The sequence below is a fragment of the Brenneria nigrifluens DSM 30175 = ATCC 13028 genome, from assembly GCF_005484965.1.
In the GTDB taxonomy this organism is placed as follows: Bacteria; Pseudomonadota; Gammaproteobacteria; order Enterobacterales; family Enterobacteriaceae; genus Brenneria; species Brenneria nigrifluens.
In genome coordinates this window covers 3,921,011-3,939,493 of sequence record NZ_CP034036.1, presented here as the reverse complement: position 1 = coordinate 3,939,493, position 18,483 = coordinate 3,921,011, and the positions used below count along the sequence as shown (strand labels likewise).

The 18,483-nt window shown below is 53.7% G+C and carries 15 protein-coding genes and 1 tRNA gene; 11 read left to right on the top strand and 5 right to left on the bottom strand.

Annotated elements, in window-relative coordinates:
• Positions 1 to 100: 100 nt before the first annotated feature.
• Positions 101 to 1,426 (bottom strand): MFS transporter, encoded by a 1,326-nt coding sequence (locus EH206_RS18435; RefSeq protein WP_009114394.1) that lies wholly within the window; start codon positions 1,424 to 1,426, stop codon positions 101 to 103.
• Positions 1,427 to 1,743: 317 nt separating this feature from the next.
• Here EH206_RS18435 and xerD point away from each other — a divergent pair, with 317 nt between their 5' ends.
• From xerD to lysS, 5 genes are all read left to right on the top strand, one after another.
• Positions 1,744 to 2,643, top strand: coding sequence for a site-specific tyrosine recombinase XerD (xerD, locus tag EH206_RS18430; protein WP_009114393.1), 900 nt, complete (start codon positions 1,744 to 1,746; stop codon positions 2,641 to 2,643).
• 76 nt (positions 2,644 to 2,719) lie between these two features.
• Positions 2,720 to 3,436, top strand: a complete 717-nt coding sequence (gene dsbC, locus EH206_RS18425; RefSeq protein ID WP_009114392.1) for a bifunctional protein-disulfide isomerase/oxidoreductase DsbC — start codon at positions 2,720 to 2,722, stop codon at positions 3,434 to 3,436.
• Positions 3,437 to 3,443: 7 nt separating this feature from the next.
• Positions 3,444 to 5,177, top strand: coding sequence for a single-stranded-DNA-specific exonuclease RecJ (gene recJ, locus EH206_RS18420; RefSeq protein ID WP_040344116.1), 1,734 nt, complete (start codon positions 3,444 to 3,446; stop codon positions 5,175 to 5,177).
• A 98-nt stretch (positions 5,178 to 5,275) separates the two neighbouring features.
• Positions 5,276 to 6,374 (top strand): peptide chain release factor 2 gene (prfB, locus tag EH206_RS18415; protein WP_009114390.1). Its coding sequence is split into 2 segments (ribosomal slippage): positions 5,276 to 5,350 and positions 5,352 to 6,374, totalling 1,098 coding nucleotides; the frame shifts between segments, so codons are not numbered across the junction.
• Positions 6,375 to 6,383: 9 nt separating this feature from the next.
• On the top strand, positions 6,384 to 7,901 hold the full coding sequence (gene lysS, locus EH206_RS18410) for a lysine--tRNA ligase (RefSeq protein ID WP_009114389.1): 1,518 nt from the start codon (positions 6,384 to 6,386) through the stop codon (positions 7,899 to 7,901).
• Between the two features lie 80 nt (positions 7,902 to 7,981).
• Here the strand turns inward: lysS and EH206_RS18405 are convergent, their stop codons facing one another.
• Entirely contained in the window at positions 7,982 to 9,160 is a 1,179-nt protein-coding gene (locus EH206_RS18405; protein WP_009114388.1) for a 5-methyltetrahydropteroyltriglutamate--homocysteine S-methyltransferase, read from the bottom strand.
• A gap of 270 nt (positions 9,161 to 9,430) precedes the next feature.
• Between EH206_RS18405 and EH206_RS18400 the strand changes: the two genes are divergently transcribed.
• From EH206_RS18400 to EH206_RS18385, 4 genes are all read left to right on the top strand, one after another.
• A tRNA-Gly gene (locus EH206_RS18400) sits at positions 9,431 to 9,504 on the top strand.
• Between the two features lie 665 nt (positions 9,505 to 10,169).
• Complete coding sequence (locus EH206_RS18395; RefSeq protein WP_009114387.1) at positions 10,170 to 12,374, top strand: TonB-dependent siderophore receptor; 2,205 nt, start codon at positions 10,170 to 10,172, stop codon at positions 12,372 to 12,374.
• A gap of 221 nt (positions 12,375 to 12,595) precedes the next feature.
• Complete coding sequence (gene cbpA / locus EH206_RS18390) at positions 12,596 to 13,546, top strand: curved DNA-binding protein (RefSeq protein ID WP_009114386.1); 951 nt, start codon at positions 12,596 to 12,598, stop codon at positions 13,544 to 13,546.
• A 2-nt stretch (positions 13,547 to 13,548) separates the two neighbouring features.
• Positions 13,549 to 13,854: a chaperone modulator CbpM gene (locus EH206_RS18385; RefSeq protein WP_009114385.1), complete on the top strand. Its 306-nt coding sequence runs from the start codon at positions 13,549 to 13,551 to the stop codon at positions 13,852 to 13,854.
• Between the two features lie 55 nt (positions 13,855 to 13,909).
• Here the strand turns inward: EH206_RS18385 and pfkB are convergent, their stop codons facing one another.
• The 3 genes from pfkB to EH206_RS18370 form a co-directional block, all read right to left on the bottom strand.
• Positions 13,910 to 14,857: a 6-phosphofructokinase II gene (gene pfkB, locus EH206_RS18380; RefSeq protein ID WP_009114384.1), complete on the bottom strand. Its 948-nt coding sequence runs from the start codon at positions 14,855 to 14,857 to the stop codon at positions 13,910 to 13,912.
• 542 nt (positions 14,858 to 15,399) lie between these two features.
• A complete protein-coding gene (locus tag EH206_RS18375; RefSeq protein ID WP_009114383.1) occupies positions 15,400 to 16,110 on the bottom strand; it encodes an EAL domain-containing protein in 711 nt (236 codons plus the stop codon).
• Positions 16,111 to 16,740: 630 nt separating this feature from the next.
• Positions 16,741 to 17,355 carry an EAL domain-containing protein gene (locus EH206_RS18370; RefSeq protein WP_232216536.1) on the bottom strand — a complete coding sequence of 205 codons (615 nt, stop codon included), beginning with the start codon at positions 17,353 to 17,355 and terminating at the stop codon, positions 16,741 to 16,743.
• 228 nt (positions 17,356 to 17,583) lie between these two features.
• On the opposite strand from EH206_RS18370, the gene EH206_RS23110 reads away from it, so the two are divergent.
• Together EH206_RS23110 and cspA are read left to right on the top strand one after the other, a co-directional pair.
• Positions 17,584 to 17,751 (top strand): hypothetical protein, encoded by a 168-nt coding sequence (locus EH206_RS23110; RefSeq protein WP_156803281.1) that lies wholly within the window; start codon positions 17,584 to 17,586, stop codon positions 17,749 to 17,751.
• Positions 17,752 to 18,114: 363 nt separating this feature from the next.
• A complete protein-coding gene (gene cspA / locus EH206_RS18365; RefSeq protein ID WP_009114380.1) occupies positions 18,115 to 18,333 on the top strand; it encodes an RNA chaperone/antiterminator CspA in 219 nt (72 codons plus the stop codon).
• Positions 18,334 to 18,483 lie beyond the last annotated feature (150 nt).

Sequence of the window (18,483 nt, the reverse complement as noted above, 5' to 3'; positions counted from 1 at the left end):
GATCGATGTAAATGATGAGTCGCAAGCGGGTATTCTAGAATGACCGGCCGGGGAAAGAAAGGCGCGGTGAAGGCCGCAGCCTTCACCGCTTTGCTCCGGCTTAGTCAAGAGACTGATGGCGCGTCTCTTTAGTCAGCAGTAGTGCAATCAGCGTCAGCGACGCCATCGCCGCCAGATAAACCCCCACGTAGAACAGACCGTAAGTGACGGTCAGCCAGGTGGCGATATAGGGCGCGACGGACGCACCGAGAATGGACGAGACGTTATAAGAGAAAGAAGCCCCGGTATAGCGCACTTCCGTCGGGAACAGCTCCGGCAGCAGCGCGCCCATCGGGCCGAACGTCAGCCCCATCATGCCCATGCCGCAGATCAGGAAGGCCATCACCAGAGTCTGATTGCCGGAACCCAGCATCGACGGGAACAGCATGGCGAACAGCAGCATCAGGCAGGTCACGGTAATCATGGTTTTACGCCGCCCGAAAGCATCGGCCAGATAGCCCGACAGCGGGATGATAACGGCGAAAGCGATCACCGCGATCATCAGCATCCACAGGAAAGCGTTGCGCGAAAAGCCCAGCCCGTTCGGCGCCGGCGTGGTGCCGTAGGTCATGGAGTAGACGGTCATGATATAGAACAGCGTGTAGGTCGCCAGCATGATGAAGGTGCCGAGGATGGTGGCTTTCATATGTTTGCCGAGCAGCGTCCCGATGGGAATGCGCACCTGTTTGCCCGCTTTGGCGACTTTGGCGAATACCGGCGTTTCATGCAGGGAGACGCGCACGTACAGGCCGATCAGCACCAGTACGGCGGAGAAAATAAAGGGTACGCGCCAGCCCCACTGCATAAATTGTTCATCGGTCAGCAGCCAGGAAAGCAGCAGGAAAGTGCCGTTGGCGAAGAAGAAGCCGATCGGCGCGCCGAGCTGCGGGAATGAACCGTACAGCGCGCGTTTATGCGCCGGGGCGTTCTCGGTCGCCAGCAGCGCCGCGCCGCCCCATTCGCCGCCCAGCCCCAGACCCTGGCCGAAACGGGCCAGCGCCAGCAGGATGGGAGCAAGGATGCCGATGGTTTCATAGCTGGGCAACAGGCCGATCAGCACCGTTGAAATGCCCATGGTCAGCAATGACGCCACCAGCGTGACCTTGCGACCGGCGCGGTCGCCGAAATGACCAAAGACCGCCGAGCCGATCGGCCGGGCGATAAAGGCTATCGCAAAGGTCGCCAGCGACTGTAGCGTGGCCGCGGCCGGGTCGCCCTGCGGGAAGAAAATATGTGGAAACACCAGCACGGCGGCGGTGGCGTAAATATAGAAATCAAAAAATTCAATCGCGGTTCCCACCAGAGAGGCAATGATAACTTTACCTCTGGAATTTACCGGCGGAGCGTCGGCCTCGGCGTCGATAGCGGGAGTGATGGTGGCTTGCATGGTAATTCATTCATCTTTTTCAACAACACGAACGACTATTCTATGCATAGAAAAAAGCGCTTTTCAACGGAGATTCCGTGGGGAGATAACGGGACGAAAACCGGCGCGTGGAGCCTATTCCGACATATCCGCAATACGTAAAATATAATCTTATCGTATGATGTTTTTACCAGAGAATGTTATGGCGATGTCAGATATAACGGGATAAGTGAGATCCGGTAATCGCTGCGATTATTCGTCGCGATCGCCACGGTGATTAGCGCCTTAGCGGATTGCTCAGGCATAATAGCGGTTCATCAGTGAAAGGGGACGGCGCGATGCACGAGCAGGATCAGGCATTTATTGAGCAATTTCTCGATGCGCTGTGGCTGGAGCGTAACCTGGCGGAAAATACGCTGGCCTCTTACCGCCTGGATTTACGCTCGCTGGCAGAGTGGCTGGCGCATCACGATAGCGGCCTGCTCAGAGCGCAGGCCGGCGATCTGCAATCTTTCCTGGCCGAGCGCCTGGAAGGCGGCTATAAGGCAAGCAGTTCGGCGCGTTTGTTAAGCGCCATGCGCCGGCTGTTCCAGTACCTTTACCGGGAAAAAATCCGCGGTGACGATCCCAGCGCGGTATTGTCATCCCCCAAGCTGCCGCAGCGTTTGCCGAAAGATTTGAGCGAGGCTCAGGTTGAAGCGCTGCTGCGCGCCCCCAACGTCGATCAGCCGCTGGAATTGCGCGATAAAGCCATGCTTGAGGTATTGTATGCCACCGGGCTGCGCGTTTCCGAACTGGTGGGGCTGACGATTAGCGATGTCAGCCTGCGTCAGGGGGTGGTGCGGGTGGTCGGGAAAGGCGATAAAGAACGGCTGGTGCCGCTGGGCGAAGAAGCGGTGTACTGGATCGAGCAATATCTGGAGTATGGGCGGCCGTGGTTACTTAACGGGCGCGCGCTGGATGTGATGTTTCCCAGCAACCGCGCGCAGCAGATGACGCGTCAGACCTTCTGGCATCGTATCAAGCACTATGCGATTCTGGCGTCGATCGATAGCGAAAAACTTTCTCCGCATGTGCTGCGTCATGCGTTCGCCACCCATTTATTGAACCACGGCGCGGACTTACGGGTGGTGCAGATGTTGCTGGGACACAGCGATCTTTCCACGACGCAGATTTATACCCATGTGGCGACGGAACGTCTGAAACAACTCCATCAGCTGCATCATCCGCGGGCGTAACGGCCGTCACCGGCGTGTCGGTCGGCAGCGGATTACCACGGCGGATTAGGCGATAAACCGAAACAGGATTGATGAAATGAAAAAAGGGTTACTACTACTTTCTCTATTGGCGGCAACGGCTGCCGGTTTTGCCCACGCCGACGATGCGGCGATAAAACAGACCATGACCCGCCTGGGGATGCCGGCTGCCGAGATACAGCCGTCGCCGCTTTCCGGCATGAAAACCGTGCTGACGGACAGCGGCGCGTTTTATATCAGCGACGACGGCAAGCATCTTATACAAGGCCCGTTGTACGACGTCGGCGGCAAAGCGCCGCTCAACGTGACCAATCAGCTGCTGAAGGGAAAAATGGATGCGCTGCGGGAGCAGATGATCGTCTACCAAGCCCCACAGGAAAAACATGTGATCACGGTATTTACCGATATCACCTGCGGTTATTGCCACAAGCTGCACGAGCAGATGAAAGATTACAACGCGCTGGGTATTACCGTGCGTTATCTGGCCTTTCCGCGTCAGGGGCTGAACTCGCAGGCCGAAAAGGATATGCAGTCCATCTGGTGCGTGGCGAACCGCAACAAGGCGTTTGATGACGCGCTGAAAGGCGAAGAGATTTCCCCCGCTACCTGCAAAACCCCTATCGCCGCTCACTATCAGCTTGGCGTGCAGTTTGGCGTACAGGGAACCCCGGCCATCGTACTGGAAGATGGCACGGTGGTGGCCGGCTATCAGGGGCCGAAAGAGATGCTGGCGATGCTGGACGCGCACAACGCGTCGCTGAAGACGGGTGGTTGATTACACTGTGGAACTGATAACCCAACTGCGCCGGCGTCCGCTGGCGGAGGATAGTGATTTACCGGCGACTTTGTCGCCGCTGTTGCGCCGCCTGTACGCGCAGCGCGGCGTCAGAGGCGCGCAGGAGCTGGAGCGCAGCCTGCGCGGTCTGCTGGACTACCGTCTGTTGAACGGCATCGATGAGGCGGTCGATTTTCTGCGGCGGGCGCTGGCGGATCGGCGCTGCATGGTGATCGTCGGCGATTTCGACGCCGACGGCGCCACCAGCACCGCGCTGACGGTGCTGGCGCTGCGCGGCATGGGCGGCGTTAACGTGAAATATCTGGTGCCGAACCGTTTTGAGGATGGCTACGGGTTAAGCCCGGAAGTGGTCGCGCAGGCCGCCGAGCTGGGCGCCGAGGTTATCGTCACGGTAGATAACGGTATTTCCTCCCATGCCGGGGTGGAGGAGGCGCACAGGCGCGGCATCGCGGTGCTGGTGACCGACCACCATCTGCCGGGAGAAACCCTGCCCGCCGCCGATGCCATGATTAACCCCAACCTGCGCGACTGCGCCTTTCCGTCGAAAGCGCTGGCGGGCGTCGGCGTCGCATTTTATCTGATGATGGCGCTGTGCGTGCGCCTGCGGGAGAGCGGCTGGTTTACCGAACAAGGGCTGGCGGAGCCGAAGCTGGCCGAACTGCTGGACCTGGTGGCGTTGGGCACGGTGGCGGACGTGGTGCCGCTGGATGCCAACAACCGCATTCTGGTGGCGCAGGGGCTGAGCCGCATTCGCGCCGGAAGGTGCCGGCCCGGCATCCGGGCGCTGCTGGAAGTGGCGAACCGCGAAGCGGGTCAACTGGTCGCCGGCGATCTGGGTTTCGCGCTGGGGCCGCGGCTTAACGCCGCCGGACGGCTGGATGATATGTCGGTCGGGGTGGCGCTGTTGCTCAGTGACGATATCGTGCAGGCGCGCATGCTGGCCAGCGATCTGGACGCCCTGAATCAGACGCGCCGTGAAATCGAACAAGGAATGCAGGTTGAAGCGCTGCGCCTGTGCGAAACGCTGGAGCAAAGCCGCGACGCGCTGCCCTACGGGTTGGCGATGTACCATCCGGAATGGCATCAAGGGGTGGTGGGCATTCTAGCGTCGCGCATCAAGGATCGCTTTCACCGACCTGTGATCGCCTTTGCCCCGGCGGGGGACGGCATGCTGAAGGGGTCGGGACGCTCCATCGCCGGGCTGCACCTGCGCGATGCGCTGGAGCGGCTGGATACGCGCTATCCGGGGATGATGGACAAGTTCGGCGGCCATGCGATGGCGGCGGGACTCACGCTGCAAGAGACGCAGTTTGAGCCTTTCCGCCAGCGCTTTGGCGAACTGGTGGGCGAATGGCTGGATGCCTCGCAGCTGGAAGGCGTGGTTTGGTCGGACGGCGAACTGGCGCTGCCGGAGCTGTGTCTGTCCACGGCGGAGATGCTGCGCGACGCCGGGCCGTGGGGACAGGCTTTTCCCGAACCGACTTTCGACGGACGGTTTCGCATTCTGCAACAGCGGCTGGTGGGTGAGCGTCACCTGAAAGTGATGGTGGAACCGCTAAACGGCGGCCCGCTGCTGGACGGCATCGCCTTTAACATCGATACCAGCATATGGCCGGACAGCAGCGTGCGCGAAGCGGAGCTGGCCTATAAGCTGGACGTCAACGAGTTTCGCGGCAAGCGTTCGGTGCAACTGCTGATCCAGCACCTGTGGCCGCTGTAACCTGGCTGACGAAAGAGTATAAAACGCGCGTTTAATCCGCTAGAATGGCGGGTTTACATCATTCCGTTGTCAACGACTTAACGTAAGAAATAAAAATCATGTTTGAAATTAATCCGGTAAAAAACCGCATTCAGGACCTGTCGGAGCGTACGGCCGTCCTTAGGGGGTATCTTTGACTACGATGCCAAGAAAGAACGCCTCGAAGAAGTAAACGCCGAACTGGAGCAGCCTGACGTCTGGAACGAGCCGGAACGCGCGCAGGCGCTGGGTAAAGAGCGCTCCTCGCTGGAAGCCATCGTCGACACCATCGATCAGATGACGCAGGGACTGGAGGATGTCGCCGGCCTGCTGGAACTGGCGGTGGAAGAAGACGACGAAGACACCTTCAATGAAACCGCGGCCGAACTGGACGCGCTGGAAAATAAACTGGGTCAGCTCGAATTTCGCCGCATGTTCTCCGGCGAGTATGATAGCGCGGACTGCTATCTGGATATTCAGGCGGGTTCCGGCGGCACCGAAGCCCAGGACTGGGCCAGCATGCTGGTGCGGATGTACCTGCGCTGGGCGGAAGCCAAAGGGTTCAAAACCGAAATTATCGAAGAGTCCGACGGCGAAGTGGCCGGCACCAAATCCGCCACCATCAAGATTATGGGCGACTACGCCTTTGGCTGGCTGCGCACCGAAACCGGCGTCCATCGCCTGGTGCGTAAAAGTCCGTTCGACTCCGGCGGCCGCCGTCATACCTCGTTCAGTTCCGCTTTCGTCTATCCCGAAGTGGATGACGATATCGATATCGAAATCAACCCGGCCGACCTGCGTATTGACGTTTATCGCGCCTCGGGCGCCGGCGGTCAGCACGTAAACCGGACCGAATCCGCGGTGCGTATTACCCATCTTCCGACCAATATCGTCACCCAGTGCCAGAATGACCGCTCCCAGCACAAAAACAAAGATCAGGCGATGAAACAGCTGAAAGCCAAGCTGTACGAGTTTGAGATGCAAAAGAAAAACGCTGAGAAGCAGGTGATGGAAGACAACAAGTCGGATATCGGCTGGGGCAGCCAGATTCGCTCCTATGTGCTGGATGATTCGCGCATCAAGGATTTACGCACCGGGGTGGAGACACGCAACACCCAGGCGGTGCTGGATGGCGATCTGGACAAATTTATTGAAGCAAGTTTAAAAGCGGGATTATAAGGAATTCACATGGCTGAATCACAATCACAGGGTGCCGATCAGGCGCAGGATCTTAATAACGAACTGAAAGCGCGCCGTGAAAAGCTGGTGACGCTGCGTGAGCACGGCATCGCGTTTCCCAATGATTTCCGCCGCGACAGCACCTCCGATCGCCTGCACGCCGACTACGACGGCAAAGAAAACGAAGAGCTGGAAGCGCTGAACATCGAAGTGACCGTAGCCGGCCGCATGATGACCCGCCGCATTATGGGCAAAGCCTCTTTCGTCACGCTGCAGGACGTGGGCGGGCGTATTCAGCTGTACGTTTCCCGCGACGATCTGGCGGAAGGCGTCTACAACGAGCAGTTCAAAAAGTGGGATTTGGGCGACATTCTCGGCGCGCGCGGCAAGCTGTTCAAAACCAAAACCGGCGAGCTTTCGGTGCACTGTACCGAACTGCGCTTGCTGACCAAGGCCCTGCGTCCGCTGCCGGATAAATTCCACGGCCTGGCCGATCAGGAAACCCGTTACCGTCAGCGCTACCTGGATCTGATCGCCAATGAAGAATCCCGCCATACTTTCCGTATCCGCTCCCAGGTGATGGCGGCGATCCGCCGCTTTATGGTCGACCACGGTTTTATGGAAGTGGAAACGCCGATGATGCAGGTGATCCCCGGCGGCGCGGCGGCGCGTCCGTTTGTAACCCATCACAATGCGCTGGATATCGATATGTATCTGCGTATTGCGCCGGAGCTGTATTTGAAACGCCTGGTGGTGGGCGGTTTTGAACGGGTGTTTGAAATCAACCGCAACTTCCGCAATGAGGGCATCTCCCCGCGCCATAACCCCGAGTTCACCATGATGGAGCTTTATATGGCCTATGCCGACTATAAAGATCTTATCGTGTTGACGGAAACGCTGTTCCGCACTCTGACGCAGGACGTGCTGGGCACCACGACCATCGAATATGGCGATCAGACCTTCGATTTCGGCAAGCCGTTTGCCAAGCTGACCATGCGCGAAGCCATCTGCACATACCGCCCGGAAACCAACGTCGCCGATTTGGACGATTTGGCGAAAGCCACGGCGATTGCCGAGTCGTTGGGCATTAAAATCGAGAAGAGCTGGGGGCTGGGGCGCATCGTCACCGAGATCTTTGAAGAGACGGCGGAAAGCAATCTGATTCAGCCGACCTTTATTACCGAATACCCGGCGGAAGTCTCTCCGCTGGCGCGCCGTAACGATCGGAACCCGGAAATCACCGATCGCTTCGAGTTCTTTATCGGCGGTCGGGAAATCGGCAACGGTTTCTCCGAGCTGAACGACGCGGAAGATCAGGCGGAGCGTTTCGCCCAGCAGGTCAGCGCCAAAGACGCCGGCGACGACGAAGCCATGTTCTACGACGAAGACTACGTCACCGCGCTGGAGCATGGTTTGCCGCCGACCGCCGGTCTGGGCATTGGCATCGACCGTATGATTATGCTGTTCACCAACAGCCACACCATCCGCGACGTGATTCTGTTCCCGGCGATGCGCCCGCAGAAGTAACGCGCGGCCACGTTGGCTGAAATAAAAAACCGGCGCCTTGGGCGCCGGTTTTTTTTACCGCCTGATTGGGGGAATCGCGATTAGCCGCCCCATACTTCGTCGGCGATTTCTTTAACCAGCGCGATCTTGGCCCATTGCTGCTGTTCCGTCAGCGCATTGCCTTCTTCAGTCGACGCGAAACCGCATTGGGTGCTTAAACACAGGCGTTCAAGCGGGAGATAGCGGGTTGCCTCTTTAATACGCGCGATAACCGCCTGTTTATCTTCAAGCTCGCCGATTTTGGATGAAATCAGTCCCAATACGACCTGCTTGTCGCCGGAAACTTCCGCCAGGGGAGAAAAATCGCCGGCACGCTCGGTATCGAATTCAAGGTAGTAGGCGGCAACGTTTTCTTTTCCAAACAGGATACCGGCGATAGGTTGATAACCGCCGCTCGCCGCCCAGGTCGAGCGATAGTTGCCGCGGCAAACGTGCGTCGCCAGCGCCAGATCTTGCGGCGCGCCGGCAATCGCCGCGTTGTTGACCTCCAGCAGCAGCTCCGCCAGTTCCTGAACGTTATCGCTGATGACGGTATGATCGGCGTGTTGAGCACAACCACACGCGCCTTCTTCTTTAACGGCGACGCCGGCGTTGTTATAACGCGCGTCCACCATCATGCCCCATGTGCAATCATCGAGCTGTAGGCTGCGGCAGCCGGCCGCATACACTTCACGAATAAAGGTCTGATAGGCGGCGGCGATATCCGCGACCAGATCGCTCTGGCGGGGATAGTATTTCAGCGTGCTCTCCCGGTTATCCGGCCGGTATAGCTCTTTCAGAAACTGGGCGGGAGCGGGGATCGTGAGACGAGGAACGATGCCGCCTTCGGCGAACGTCAGCAGAAAGCGAAAATGATCGATGAAAGGATGATTGTCGCCGCTGATTTTGCCGGTCAACCTGGCGGTTTCGGGACGAGTTTCCGTACCGGCGAAATTGTAACCACGCGACAAACTCGCCTTTTCAACGCCGTTCAGCCCCCACATGAAATCCAGATGCCACCAACTGCGACGGAATTCGCCGTCCGTGATGACTTGGAGACCGGCCGCCTTCTGTTTGGCGACCAATTCGCTGATGGCCTTATCTTCAACGCGTTTTAATTCGTCATGATCGATCTCGCCCTTGGTATATTGCGCGCGCGCCGCATGCAAATAATCCGGACGCAAATAACTGCCGACAACGTCGGCGCGAAATGGGGGGGTAACGGTTTTCAGGTTTTCCATCGCTGATCTCTTTTTTTCGTGGGAACCACATTTTTTATACAACTTTTGAAAATACCATGTCTGAATCGCGTGGGGATATGAAAGAAATTCAACATACCGAGGAAAAGTGAAAAAAATGCACGATCGGACGGCTGACCCGTTTCGCTGCATGCGCCATCAACGTTTTAACGCGTTGTCATATGAGTTGATTGATTATTCTACCAGCAGTTTTCCGGGGTTTTTACTTGCCCGGCAACGGGATAACGCTATAATGCCAGGCGCATCTCCGGCGCGAGTGTAGTTCAATGGTAGAACGAGAGCTTCCCAAGCTCTATACGAGGGTTCGATTCCCTTCACTCGCTCCAAGTTCTCTTCTCTGTATATCTCCTGAACTCAATAAAATCAATGCTAACAGGCTTTTATTGGCCTCTTCGCGTCATGTTGCGAAAAACGACTTCTATTTCCCTACGGGAGTGGTACAGCTCTGCGGCCACCTTTGCCGGATAGCGTTCAGCGCCCCAGTTCAGCGCAGTCTGCCGAAACAACCTCAACAGGAAGGTGTTCCGCAAAATGCTAAGCGGAAGGTGGCGGCAGCAAAGGCTGAGCATTAAAACTGAGCAGGTAATCGAGTAGTGGCATAGAAAAACGGCTCCCTATTTATGGAAGCCGTTATATTGCCGCAGTCTAAGAATCGATCAACCGATCCTTAACTGATCGGCAAAGTAATCCTTTAACAATGCTAAACAGGGTGTCAGGGATATAGATACGATATCTCTCGCGAATCGTCCTCATTATTACCGCCTATGGGTCATACCGGCGCTTTTGATCTGTTTTTTATTTACTATTTGTTTATAAGCATATTTCTATAACCTGTCGTCTATACGTCGCCATCGTTAATGCTGCTTTTATTATCGCTATCTTAACATTATGGAGAAAATGTGAGGATTTTTAGCCTATATATACAATGATAATAATTATTATTATCATAAGTGTTCGCTTACAATGGTGTACATAAATGGGGATAACTTTAATGAGCGTAACAACTAATTACATTAAGCGACCATTGGCCGTACTATTGGCAGGTATTTTGGGCAGCCATGCCTACGCGGCGGAAGAGACGCAGCAGGAAGACGTCATGGTTGTGCAGGCAACGGCCGAGGAAGCGCTGAAGCAGCAGCCGGGTGTCTCCATTATCACCAAAGAAGATATCGAAAAACAGCCGCCGGTTAACGACCTGTCGGATCTTATCCGCAAAATGCCCGGCGTCAACCTGACCGGCAATAGCGCCACCGGCCAGCGCGGTAATAACCGCCAGATCGATATTCGCGGCATGGGGCCGGAAAATACCCTGATCCTGATCGACGGCAAGCCGGTCACTTCGCGCAATTCCGTACGCTATGGCTGGCGCGGCGAACGCGACACTCGCGGCGATACCAACTGGGTGCCGGTGGAAATGGTGGAGCGCATTGAAGTGCTGCGCGGCCCGGCCGCCGCGCGCTACGGTTCCGGCGCCGCCGGCGGCGTGGTGAATATCATTACCAAACGCCCCACCAACGACTGGCACGGCTCGCTTTCCCTGTACACCAACCAGCCGGAAGACTCGAAAGAAGGCGATACCCGGCGCGCCAACTTCAGCCTGAGCGGTCCGCTGATCGACGATGTGCTGACCATGCGCCTGTACGGCAATATCAATAGAACCGACGCCGACGCCGATGATATCAATAATGCGCAGAACGGTTCCTACGCCGCCGGACGCGAAGGGGTGCGCAACAAGGATATCAATACGCTGCTGTCATGGAAGATCAATCCTCAGCAAATCCTGGACTTTGAATATGGCTACAGCCGTCAGGGTAATATCTACGCCGGGGATACCCAGCTCAGTAACGGCAACATCTCTCCCAACGGCTTGGTGGAGTCACTGTACGGTCAGGAAACCAACCGTATGTATCGCCAGACCTACGGCGTTACCCATAACGGCATTTGGGATTGGGGCCAGTCGCGTCTGGGCCTCTACTATGAGAAGACCAATAATACGCGGCTACCGGAAGGAACGACGGGCCGAGTCGAGGGGATGATTAACGATGGTTCCGAATATAAGACCAGTCGGCTGGAAAACTATAAGGCCAACGGCGAATTAAATATTCCGTTCCATCTGCTGGCGGAACAGACCGCCACCTTTGGTGCCGAGTGGAATCGCGAAGAGCTGAACGATCCGGCATCGATACAGGCTACCAGCGTAGTGGATGAAATTGGTAATCCCGCGAATATAGGCGGCGTATCAGGGGATCCGAGTACGCGTAAATCCAAAAACAGCGCAGAACTGAGCGCGCTCTATTTCGAGGATAATATCGAGGCGGCTCCGGGCACCAATATCATTCCCGGCCTGCGCCTCGACTATCACAACAAATTCGGCAGCAACTGGAGTCCCAGCCTGAACGCATCCCAGGAACTGGGCGACTACTTCAAGCTGAAAGCGGGGATCGCTAGGGTATTCAAGGCGCCTAACCTGTATCAGTCCACGGAAGGATATTTGCTGGCGACGCGTGGTAACGGCTGCCCGATCGGCTTATCAAGATGTTATCTGATTGGCAATGACGATCTGAAGCCGGAAATCAGCGTCAACAAGGAAATCGGCCTGTCATTTAGCAACAATGGATATGATGCTGGTATCACCTATTTTCGCAACGATTATAAAAACAAGATCGTCTCCGGTACGGAGGTCATCGGTAATACATATACCTCTGAAGGTACTGGTAACGTCCTGCAATGGGAAAACGGCGGCAAGGCGGTGGTGGAAGGGCTGGAAGCCAATCTGACGGTGCCGGTGCTGCGTGATACGCTGAACTGGCGCACTAACGCCACCTATATGATCGAATCCAAAAATAAAGACACCGGCAACCCGCTGTCGGTGATCCCCAAATATACCGTTAACACCATGCTGGACTGGCAGGTAACCGAAGATCTTTCCGCCAACGTGGCCTGGACCATGTACGGCCGCCAGAAACCGCGCCAGAATGCGGAAACCGTCAGCGATGTCAGCAACCTGTCCGACAAAGAAATCGGCGCCTACTCCGTGGTGGGATTTGACGTGAACTATAACGTGACGAAAAACGTGCGGCTTAACGCGGGCGTCAGCAATCTGCTGGATAAACGTGTTTATCGTGAAAACGAGGGCGCATCGACCTACAACGAACCGGGCCGCGCCTACCACGCCAGCGTAACCTACAACTTCTGATCGTATTGCTTTAATCGCCATGCCCGGCTTTGCCGGGCAATATCCTCAAGCTCGCAACGCTATCTCTTTCTGCATATCGGCTGATTGTCTATGTCTTTAAGGGAGGTAGACGCTTTATCAAAAGTGTATGATCGAAGTTAACAACATACAGAATAAGTAGCATATCGAATAGATAAAAATGATTTCTATCGCATAACCCATTGAATTGAGGGTATTATCGCATGGAATTTAAAGATTACTATGCTGCATTGGAAGTAGACCCGTCCGCCGATCTGAAAACGATCAAAACGGCCTATCGCAGGCTGGCGCGTAAATATCACCCCGATGTCAGCTCGGAACAGAATGCGGAAAGCAAGTTCAAGGAAGTTGCCGAAGCCTATGAGGTGCTGAAAGACAGCGAGCGCCGCGCCGAATACGATGAGCTTAGGCTGCACCGCAACGATCCCCGCTTTTCCGAACCGCCGCCGAACTATGGCGGTCGCGAGCAGGCCTGGCAGGGTTCTTCGCCAGGCGGCACGCATGATTTTTCCGATTTCTTTGAAGCCATTTTTGGCGCTCGCGCCGGAGCGGGACAGCGAGCTTCCGCGCATGCTCCCCACCGCGGTCGCGGCCAGGATTTCGAAATGGAAGTGCCCCTGTTTTTAGAGGAGACGCTGGTCGAGCAAACGCGACCGATTTCCTATCGTTTGCCGGTTTATGACGAGCTGGGTCGCCAGACGAAAGAAATAACCAAAACGTTGAATGTGAAAATTCCGGCGGGCGTCGGAAATGGCGAACGTATCCGTTTGAAAGGACAGGGGAGCGCCGGCGTCGGCGGCGGGCCGAACGGTGATTTATTTCTGATTATCCGCATTGCTCCGCATCCGCTGTTTGATATTGACGGTCACGACCTGCATATCGTGGTGCCGCTGGCTCCCTGGGAAGCTGCATTGGGCGCCACTATCGAAGTGCCGACCCTGACGGGCAAGATTGCGCTGACGGTGCCGCCCGGCAGCCAGAGTGGCAAGCGGTTGCGGATTAAGGGTAAAGGGTTGGTCGGCAAGAAAGGGGAGGGCGATATGTACGCCACCCTGAAAGTGGTTATGCCCCCGAAACCGGATGAAAAGGCCAGCGCCCTGTGGAAACAGTTGGCCGAGCAGGCTGCGTTTAATCCTCGGGATGGATGGGAGTAAATATGATGGCTGCAGAAATGACATTTACCGTGGTGGAACTGTGTCAGTCAGTAAATATCTCTCAGGACGAGCTGATTGAAGTCGTCGGGCTGGGCGTTATTGCGCCGTTGGAGCCGGATAAACCACGCTGGGTTTTTGATTATGATGCGGTGAGCTGCCTGCGCCGCGCACGGCGGCTACAGGCCGAGCTGGATCTGGACTGGTCGGGCATTGCAATGACGCTGACCTTGCTGGATAGAATCGACGAACTCAAGAAAGAGAATGAGCAGTTGCGCCGGCATCTTGATCGCTTTTTGCTCTCGTCATAAGGCGTTAACGGGGGCTGAAATATTTACCGTTCAGCCCCGGCAGCATCAACCCCATTTACGCGGATAATGCCTTACTCTGGCAAATATACTCATACAGGCGCTGCGTATCGTCTTTCGCGCACAGACGCGTGCCTTGGTTCAGCGTCGCCGCTGTCCCGGCGGCGACGCCATAGCGCACCATATCGCCCAGTCCGGCGCCGGCAGCCAGCTTTAATGCCATGGCGCCGACCATGCTGTCCCCCGCGCCGACGGTGCTCATTTTCTTCACCGGCGGCGGAACGGCCTGGATGCAGTCTTTACGGTCGATTGCCAATGCTCCCTGTGGACCCAGCGACACCACCACTCGCTCAGCCGCGCCGTTGCGCACCAGTTCAGCCGCCGCGTTATAGACGTCATCCGGGCTTTCCAGCGGGTGTCCAATCAGGGCCGACAGCTCATTCTGATTAGGTTTCACCAGCGCCAGTCCCCCCAGTTGCAGGCAGGCTTGCAGTGCGGCGCCGGAGCTATCGACGATACAGCTTAACCCGCCGCCCTGGGCCTGTTTCACCAGATGGGCCAGCTTCTCGACGTCGCAACCGGGCGGCAGGCTGCCGCTGATGACCAATAGCGAACCCGCGGGGATCTTCAATATCAGTTCGGCCAACTGGTTGAACTCGCTTGCCGCCAGCCTGGCGCCGGGCATCACAAAACGGAACTGTTCAGCGCTATTATCGGCGTGAACGTGCAGGTTCTGCCGCGTCCAGTCCTGCGTGTGCAGCGTTTCGGTGGCGACGCCTTCCTGTTCGAGCAACTCGGCCAGGTGCTCGCCGGTAGGACCGCCAATCGGAAAAATTGCCCGGGCTTCTCCCCCCAGATGGACAACGGCCCGGGCAACATTAATGCCGCCGCCTCCGGGTTCGAACACCGGAGCCGTGCAGCGTAGTTTTCCTTCAGGGTAAATTCTAGGCGTGGTTGTGGCGCAATCCAGAGAAGGGGCAAGGGTGAGCGTAAAAATCTGCGGCATAATGTGTCCTCCATTTAGATTTATTAATATACCCGTCATACTTCAAGCTGCAGATGCGTTGGCTGCATTACTCGGCCCCTCCCTGGGCCTCGCCCCGTTGGGGCCGCTGCAAGCAGCGTTCAAATCTGCTCCAGGCAGATTTGTCAGTCACCCGAATCATTTACCTGTGTAAGCTCATCGGGATTAAATGAGAGACATCCTGTCTCTCACCGGAGGCCAGCCGTTCGCTGGTCAAATTCGTTCCCGATGAATTTGTCCTTCCCTTGCCGCTTTCCTGCAACTCGAATTATTTAGGGTATATATATATTTGATTTTAATGGTATTTAATATTATTCACTAGGCTCGATCCTGTTTGATGAAGAGGCGTTCCGTCAGCCGTTTTACCCGCGAGAGGCGTTATGCGGATTAATTGATTATGGAGGAAAAACGCTTAAGTCTCCTGCAGATTGCAGTATGACGGGTATGTTCTGATTGAACAGCAGCGGATAGCGAACGGCAGACCGTAGAAAGAAACGATTTTCACATCATGTGCGCCATGGCGGTCACATGTTGGCTTGTGTTGGCAATTCCGGTAAGTTATCAAGCAGGTATGTCGGGTAAATGTTTCCTTGCATCCCCTCTATTCCGCAGCGTTTCAAATACTCATATTCTGCATAGTCTTGTACGCCGTCAATAATGACGCCGCGGCAGAATTTTTTTATATTTTTCACCAGCACCGGGAAAATATGATCTTTGCTGCTTTTCATTATCTCTAAATAGAAATTTTTATCCAATTTGATATAGCTGAAAACATACTGGGTAACGGCAAAGAGGCTGGCGTTGCCTTTGCCCAAATCATTCAGCCAGAGCGGATAACGTTCGTGCAATTTCGCCAGCAGCGGATTGTGCTTCCCATCGTTAAGATTTGGAAATAATTCATCTATTTTCAGATGGATAAAGGGGGATTTATCCAGTAAATCACTCAGGTAGCGATCCCGTAGTAGAAAAGTCGCCGTGACGAAATCGATATTTACGGTTACCAGAATATCGTTATCAATGAAGTATGACCGTTTTTCTGAAATACATTCCAGTTGTTCAATCAATAAGATTTGCTTTTCCGACGAGCTCATGGCCTGAATGCGTTTTTCGGTACTCAGCCATCCATCCTTATCCCGGGCAAGCAATTCCATGGCGAACATTTTGTACTGGCAATTATAAATAGGCTGGGTAACATAGTATCTTCTGTCATTTAATTTTAATACTGAATCGACCATCTTCCGACTTCCTGTTGACGAAGGTGTGGGGCATTATTGATCGATCAGTAAAACTGATCAATATGTGATTATCGATTGCTTATAATGATTAATTGGCCGATCGATCAGGCTTATTTGATAGGTTAGGCCGTTGAGTGATATAGGAAAAATTTTGAGCGATACAGAAAGAGCTCAGGGAGCTATTTGCAATAAAATATTATTTATCAATATGTAATTTCACCAAGCGGAAATTTTTTCCGTTGAACTGTCATGCTGCGGACTCTGCTGAAACAGTTTATGGCTTGCGGCCTAGATGTATTTAAAAAAATAATTCGACTGCGAAGTTTCAGCGTGACGCTAAACAATTGTACAGGCAGTTTGGTCGACTTCTGATGCCGTCAATCCTATGTACGCAACGCTTTACTACCCGGCGCAAAAGTGACCGCCAGGTTGTCTGGCCGATGGGCGGCGGCGACAGGGAACAGGGCGATTTCCCGCCATTGCGATGGCACGATAATAGTCATTATCTATGCAACCTTCGTTTTCTCACTTTCCGTTTTTTGATTAATTTATCTTTATTTATATTTTTACGGTATTTTATGAAGGAATAAATAGTAATTAAAATTGATGCTAATAATATGATCGGTAGGCTCATTTTTTTAATATTGGCAAATCATCTAATCTATAGCTTGGGTAAATATTCCCTTGCATTCCATCTATGCCGCAAGCCTTTAAAAGAAAATATTCTGAATGGTTTTGTACTCCCTCTATAATGACGCCATGGCAGTATTTTTTAATATTGGATATCATTACAGGAAAGGTATATTTCTTTTCGCTTCTTATCATTTCCCAGTAAAAATGCTTATCCAGTTTGACGTAGCTAAATGTAGACTGGCTGAGCGCATAAATATTGGCGTTTCCGCTGCCAAAGTCGTCCAGCCAAAGCGGGTAACGTTCATAGAGTTTCGTAAGCAGTGGATTACGTCGCCCATCACTAAGATTTGGGAAGTTTTCGCTTATTTCCAGACGAATAAAGGGTAATTTATCCAATAAATTTCTGCTATAAGAATCCCGGGACAAAAACGTCGCCATGGCGAAATCAATGTTTACCGATAGAAGTATGCTGTTATCTATAAAATAGCATTGCTTTTCTGTAATAGATTCCAACTGATCCATCAGTAATGCCTGCTTTTCAGATGAACTCATTTGCTGAATGTATTTTTCCGAATATAGCCCCTGGTCATTAAAACGAGTAAGCAGTTCCATCGCGAATAGCCGGTTCTGGCAACTATAGATGGGTTCCATAACATAGTGCTTCTTAGCATATGAGATTGACTTCACGGCCATCATAATTCCCTCTTTGGCTCCGTTTTGAGCATTATTGATCGATCGGTAAAAACGATCAATATAAATGTATTAACCGGATAAAACGATTGATTTATCGATCAATCCTGGCTATTTGATAGGTTAAACCTTTGATCATTTTGAATTATTTTGGCAGAGGCTGATTACGGCCTGATTTCTCAGCGTCTAACCGGCACGCTGATAAGTTTGAAGGGTTCGCTGGTACGGGTTGAAGCCGGCACCGTTCTAACACTAACCTCGGATATCGCCACTGAGAGTATCGGCGAGATGGTTATGACCAATATTAACGACGCCTGATGGGGAAATGGATTATTTAAAAGTAAAGCGATAGTTATCATAAATATGGGTGATATTTCTTTCTGCATTATCCCGATCTCCGCACGGTATGCGAATCTGAATGGTCATTGACTGTGTTGACGGGCATCCAGGATTTTTGCAAGAAAGGCTTGCTATAAAAATTCGTTCGTGCGTTAATAGCTTCAACGGCCTGGAATACAGACCTATTTATGAAAGACATTGTAATTAAGTGGTTCCTAGTTCAAGCGATGCACCCAGTCTCTTATCCGACGAATTTCCTTCTTATAAGTGCCCATAAGTAATCACTGTGACAGACCATCTTCGCCCTATAGTGGCTATCTAAATATATAAAGGAAATTATCTATGTCTAATAAAATGACTGGATTGGTAAAATGGTTTGACGCTGGTAAAGGTTTTGGTTTCATCACCCCGACTGACGGCAGCAAAGACGTATTCGTTCACTTCTCCGCCATCCAAGGCCAGGGTAACGACTACAAAAGCCTGGACGAAGGCCAGAAAGTGGAATTCAGCGTTGAAAGCGGCCAGAAAGGCCCATCAGCAGTGAATGTTTCCGTAATCTAATGGTCTTCCGCCGATGATAACCTGGCCTGGTTTTAGCGCTTTCGCCCGGTTCATCGCTGAAAATGCCTGATTATGCTTTAAGCCCCGCAGATATTCTGAGGGGCTTAATTATTTTACTCCTATATTCTGAATCGAGTATCATGCTTGCAG

What these genes read in the sequence shown, in the direction of transcription:
- EH206_RS18435 (WP_009114394.1), bottom strand. Translation starts at nt 1,426, where the DNA reads ATGCAAGCCACCATCACTCCCGCTATCGACGCCGAGGCCGACGCTCCG.
- xerD (WP_009114393.1), top strand. Translation starts at nt 1,744, where the DNA reads ATGCACGAGCAGGATCAGGCATTTATTGAGCAATTTCTCGATGCGCTG.
- dsbC (WP_009114392.1), top strand. Translation starts at nt 2,720, where the DNA reads ATGAAAAAAGGGTTACTACTACTTTCTCTATTGGCGGCAACGGCTGCC.
- lysS (WP_009114389.1), top strand. Translation starts at nt 6,384, where the DNA reads ATGGCTGAATCACAATCACAGGGTGCCGATCAGGCGCAGGATCTTAAT.
- EH206_RS18405 (WP_009114388.1), bottom strand. Translation starts at nt 9,160, where the DNA reads ATGGAAAACCTGAAAACCGTTACCCCCCCATTTCGCGCCGACGTTGTC.
- EH206_RS18395 (WP_009114387.1), top strand. Translation starts at nt 10,170, where the DNA reads ATGAGCGTAACAACTAATTACATTAAGCGACCATTGGCCGTACTATTG.
- cbpA (WP_009114386.1), top strand. Translation starts at nt 12,596, where the DNA reads ATGGAATTTAAAGATTACTATGCTGCATTGGAAGTAGACCCGTCCGCC.
- EH206_RS18385 (WP_009114385.1), top strand. Translation starts at nt 13,549, where the DNA reads ATGATGGCTGCAGAAATGACATTTACCGTGGTGGAACTGTGTCAGTCA.
- pfkB (WP_009114384.1), bottom strand. Translation starts at nt 14,857, where the DNA reads ATGCCGCAGATTTTTACGCTCACCCTTGCCCCTTCTCTGGATTGCGCC.
- EH206_RS18375 (WP_009114383.1), bottom strand. Translation starts at nt 16,110, where the DNA reads ATGGTCGATTCAGTATTAAAATTAAATGACAGAAGATACTATGTTACC.
- EH206_RS18370 (WP_232216536.1), bottom strand. Translation starts at nt 17,355, where the DNA reads ATGGAACTGCTTACTCGTTTTAATGACCAGGGGCTATATTCGGAAAAA.
- cspA (WP_009114380.1), top strand. Translation starts at nt 18,115, where the DNA reads ATGTCTAATAAAATGACTGGATTGGTAAAATGGTTTGACGCTGGTAAA.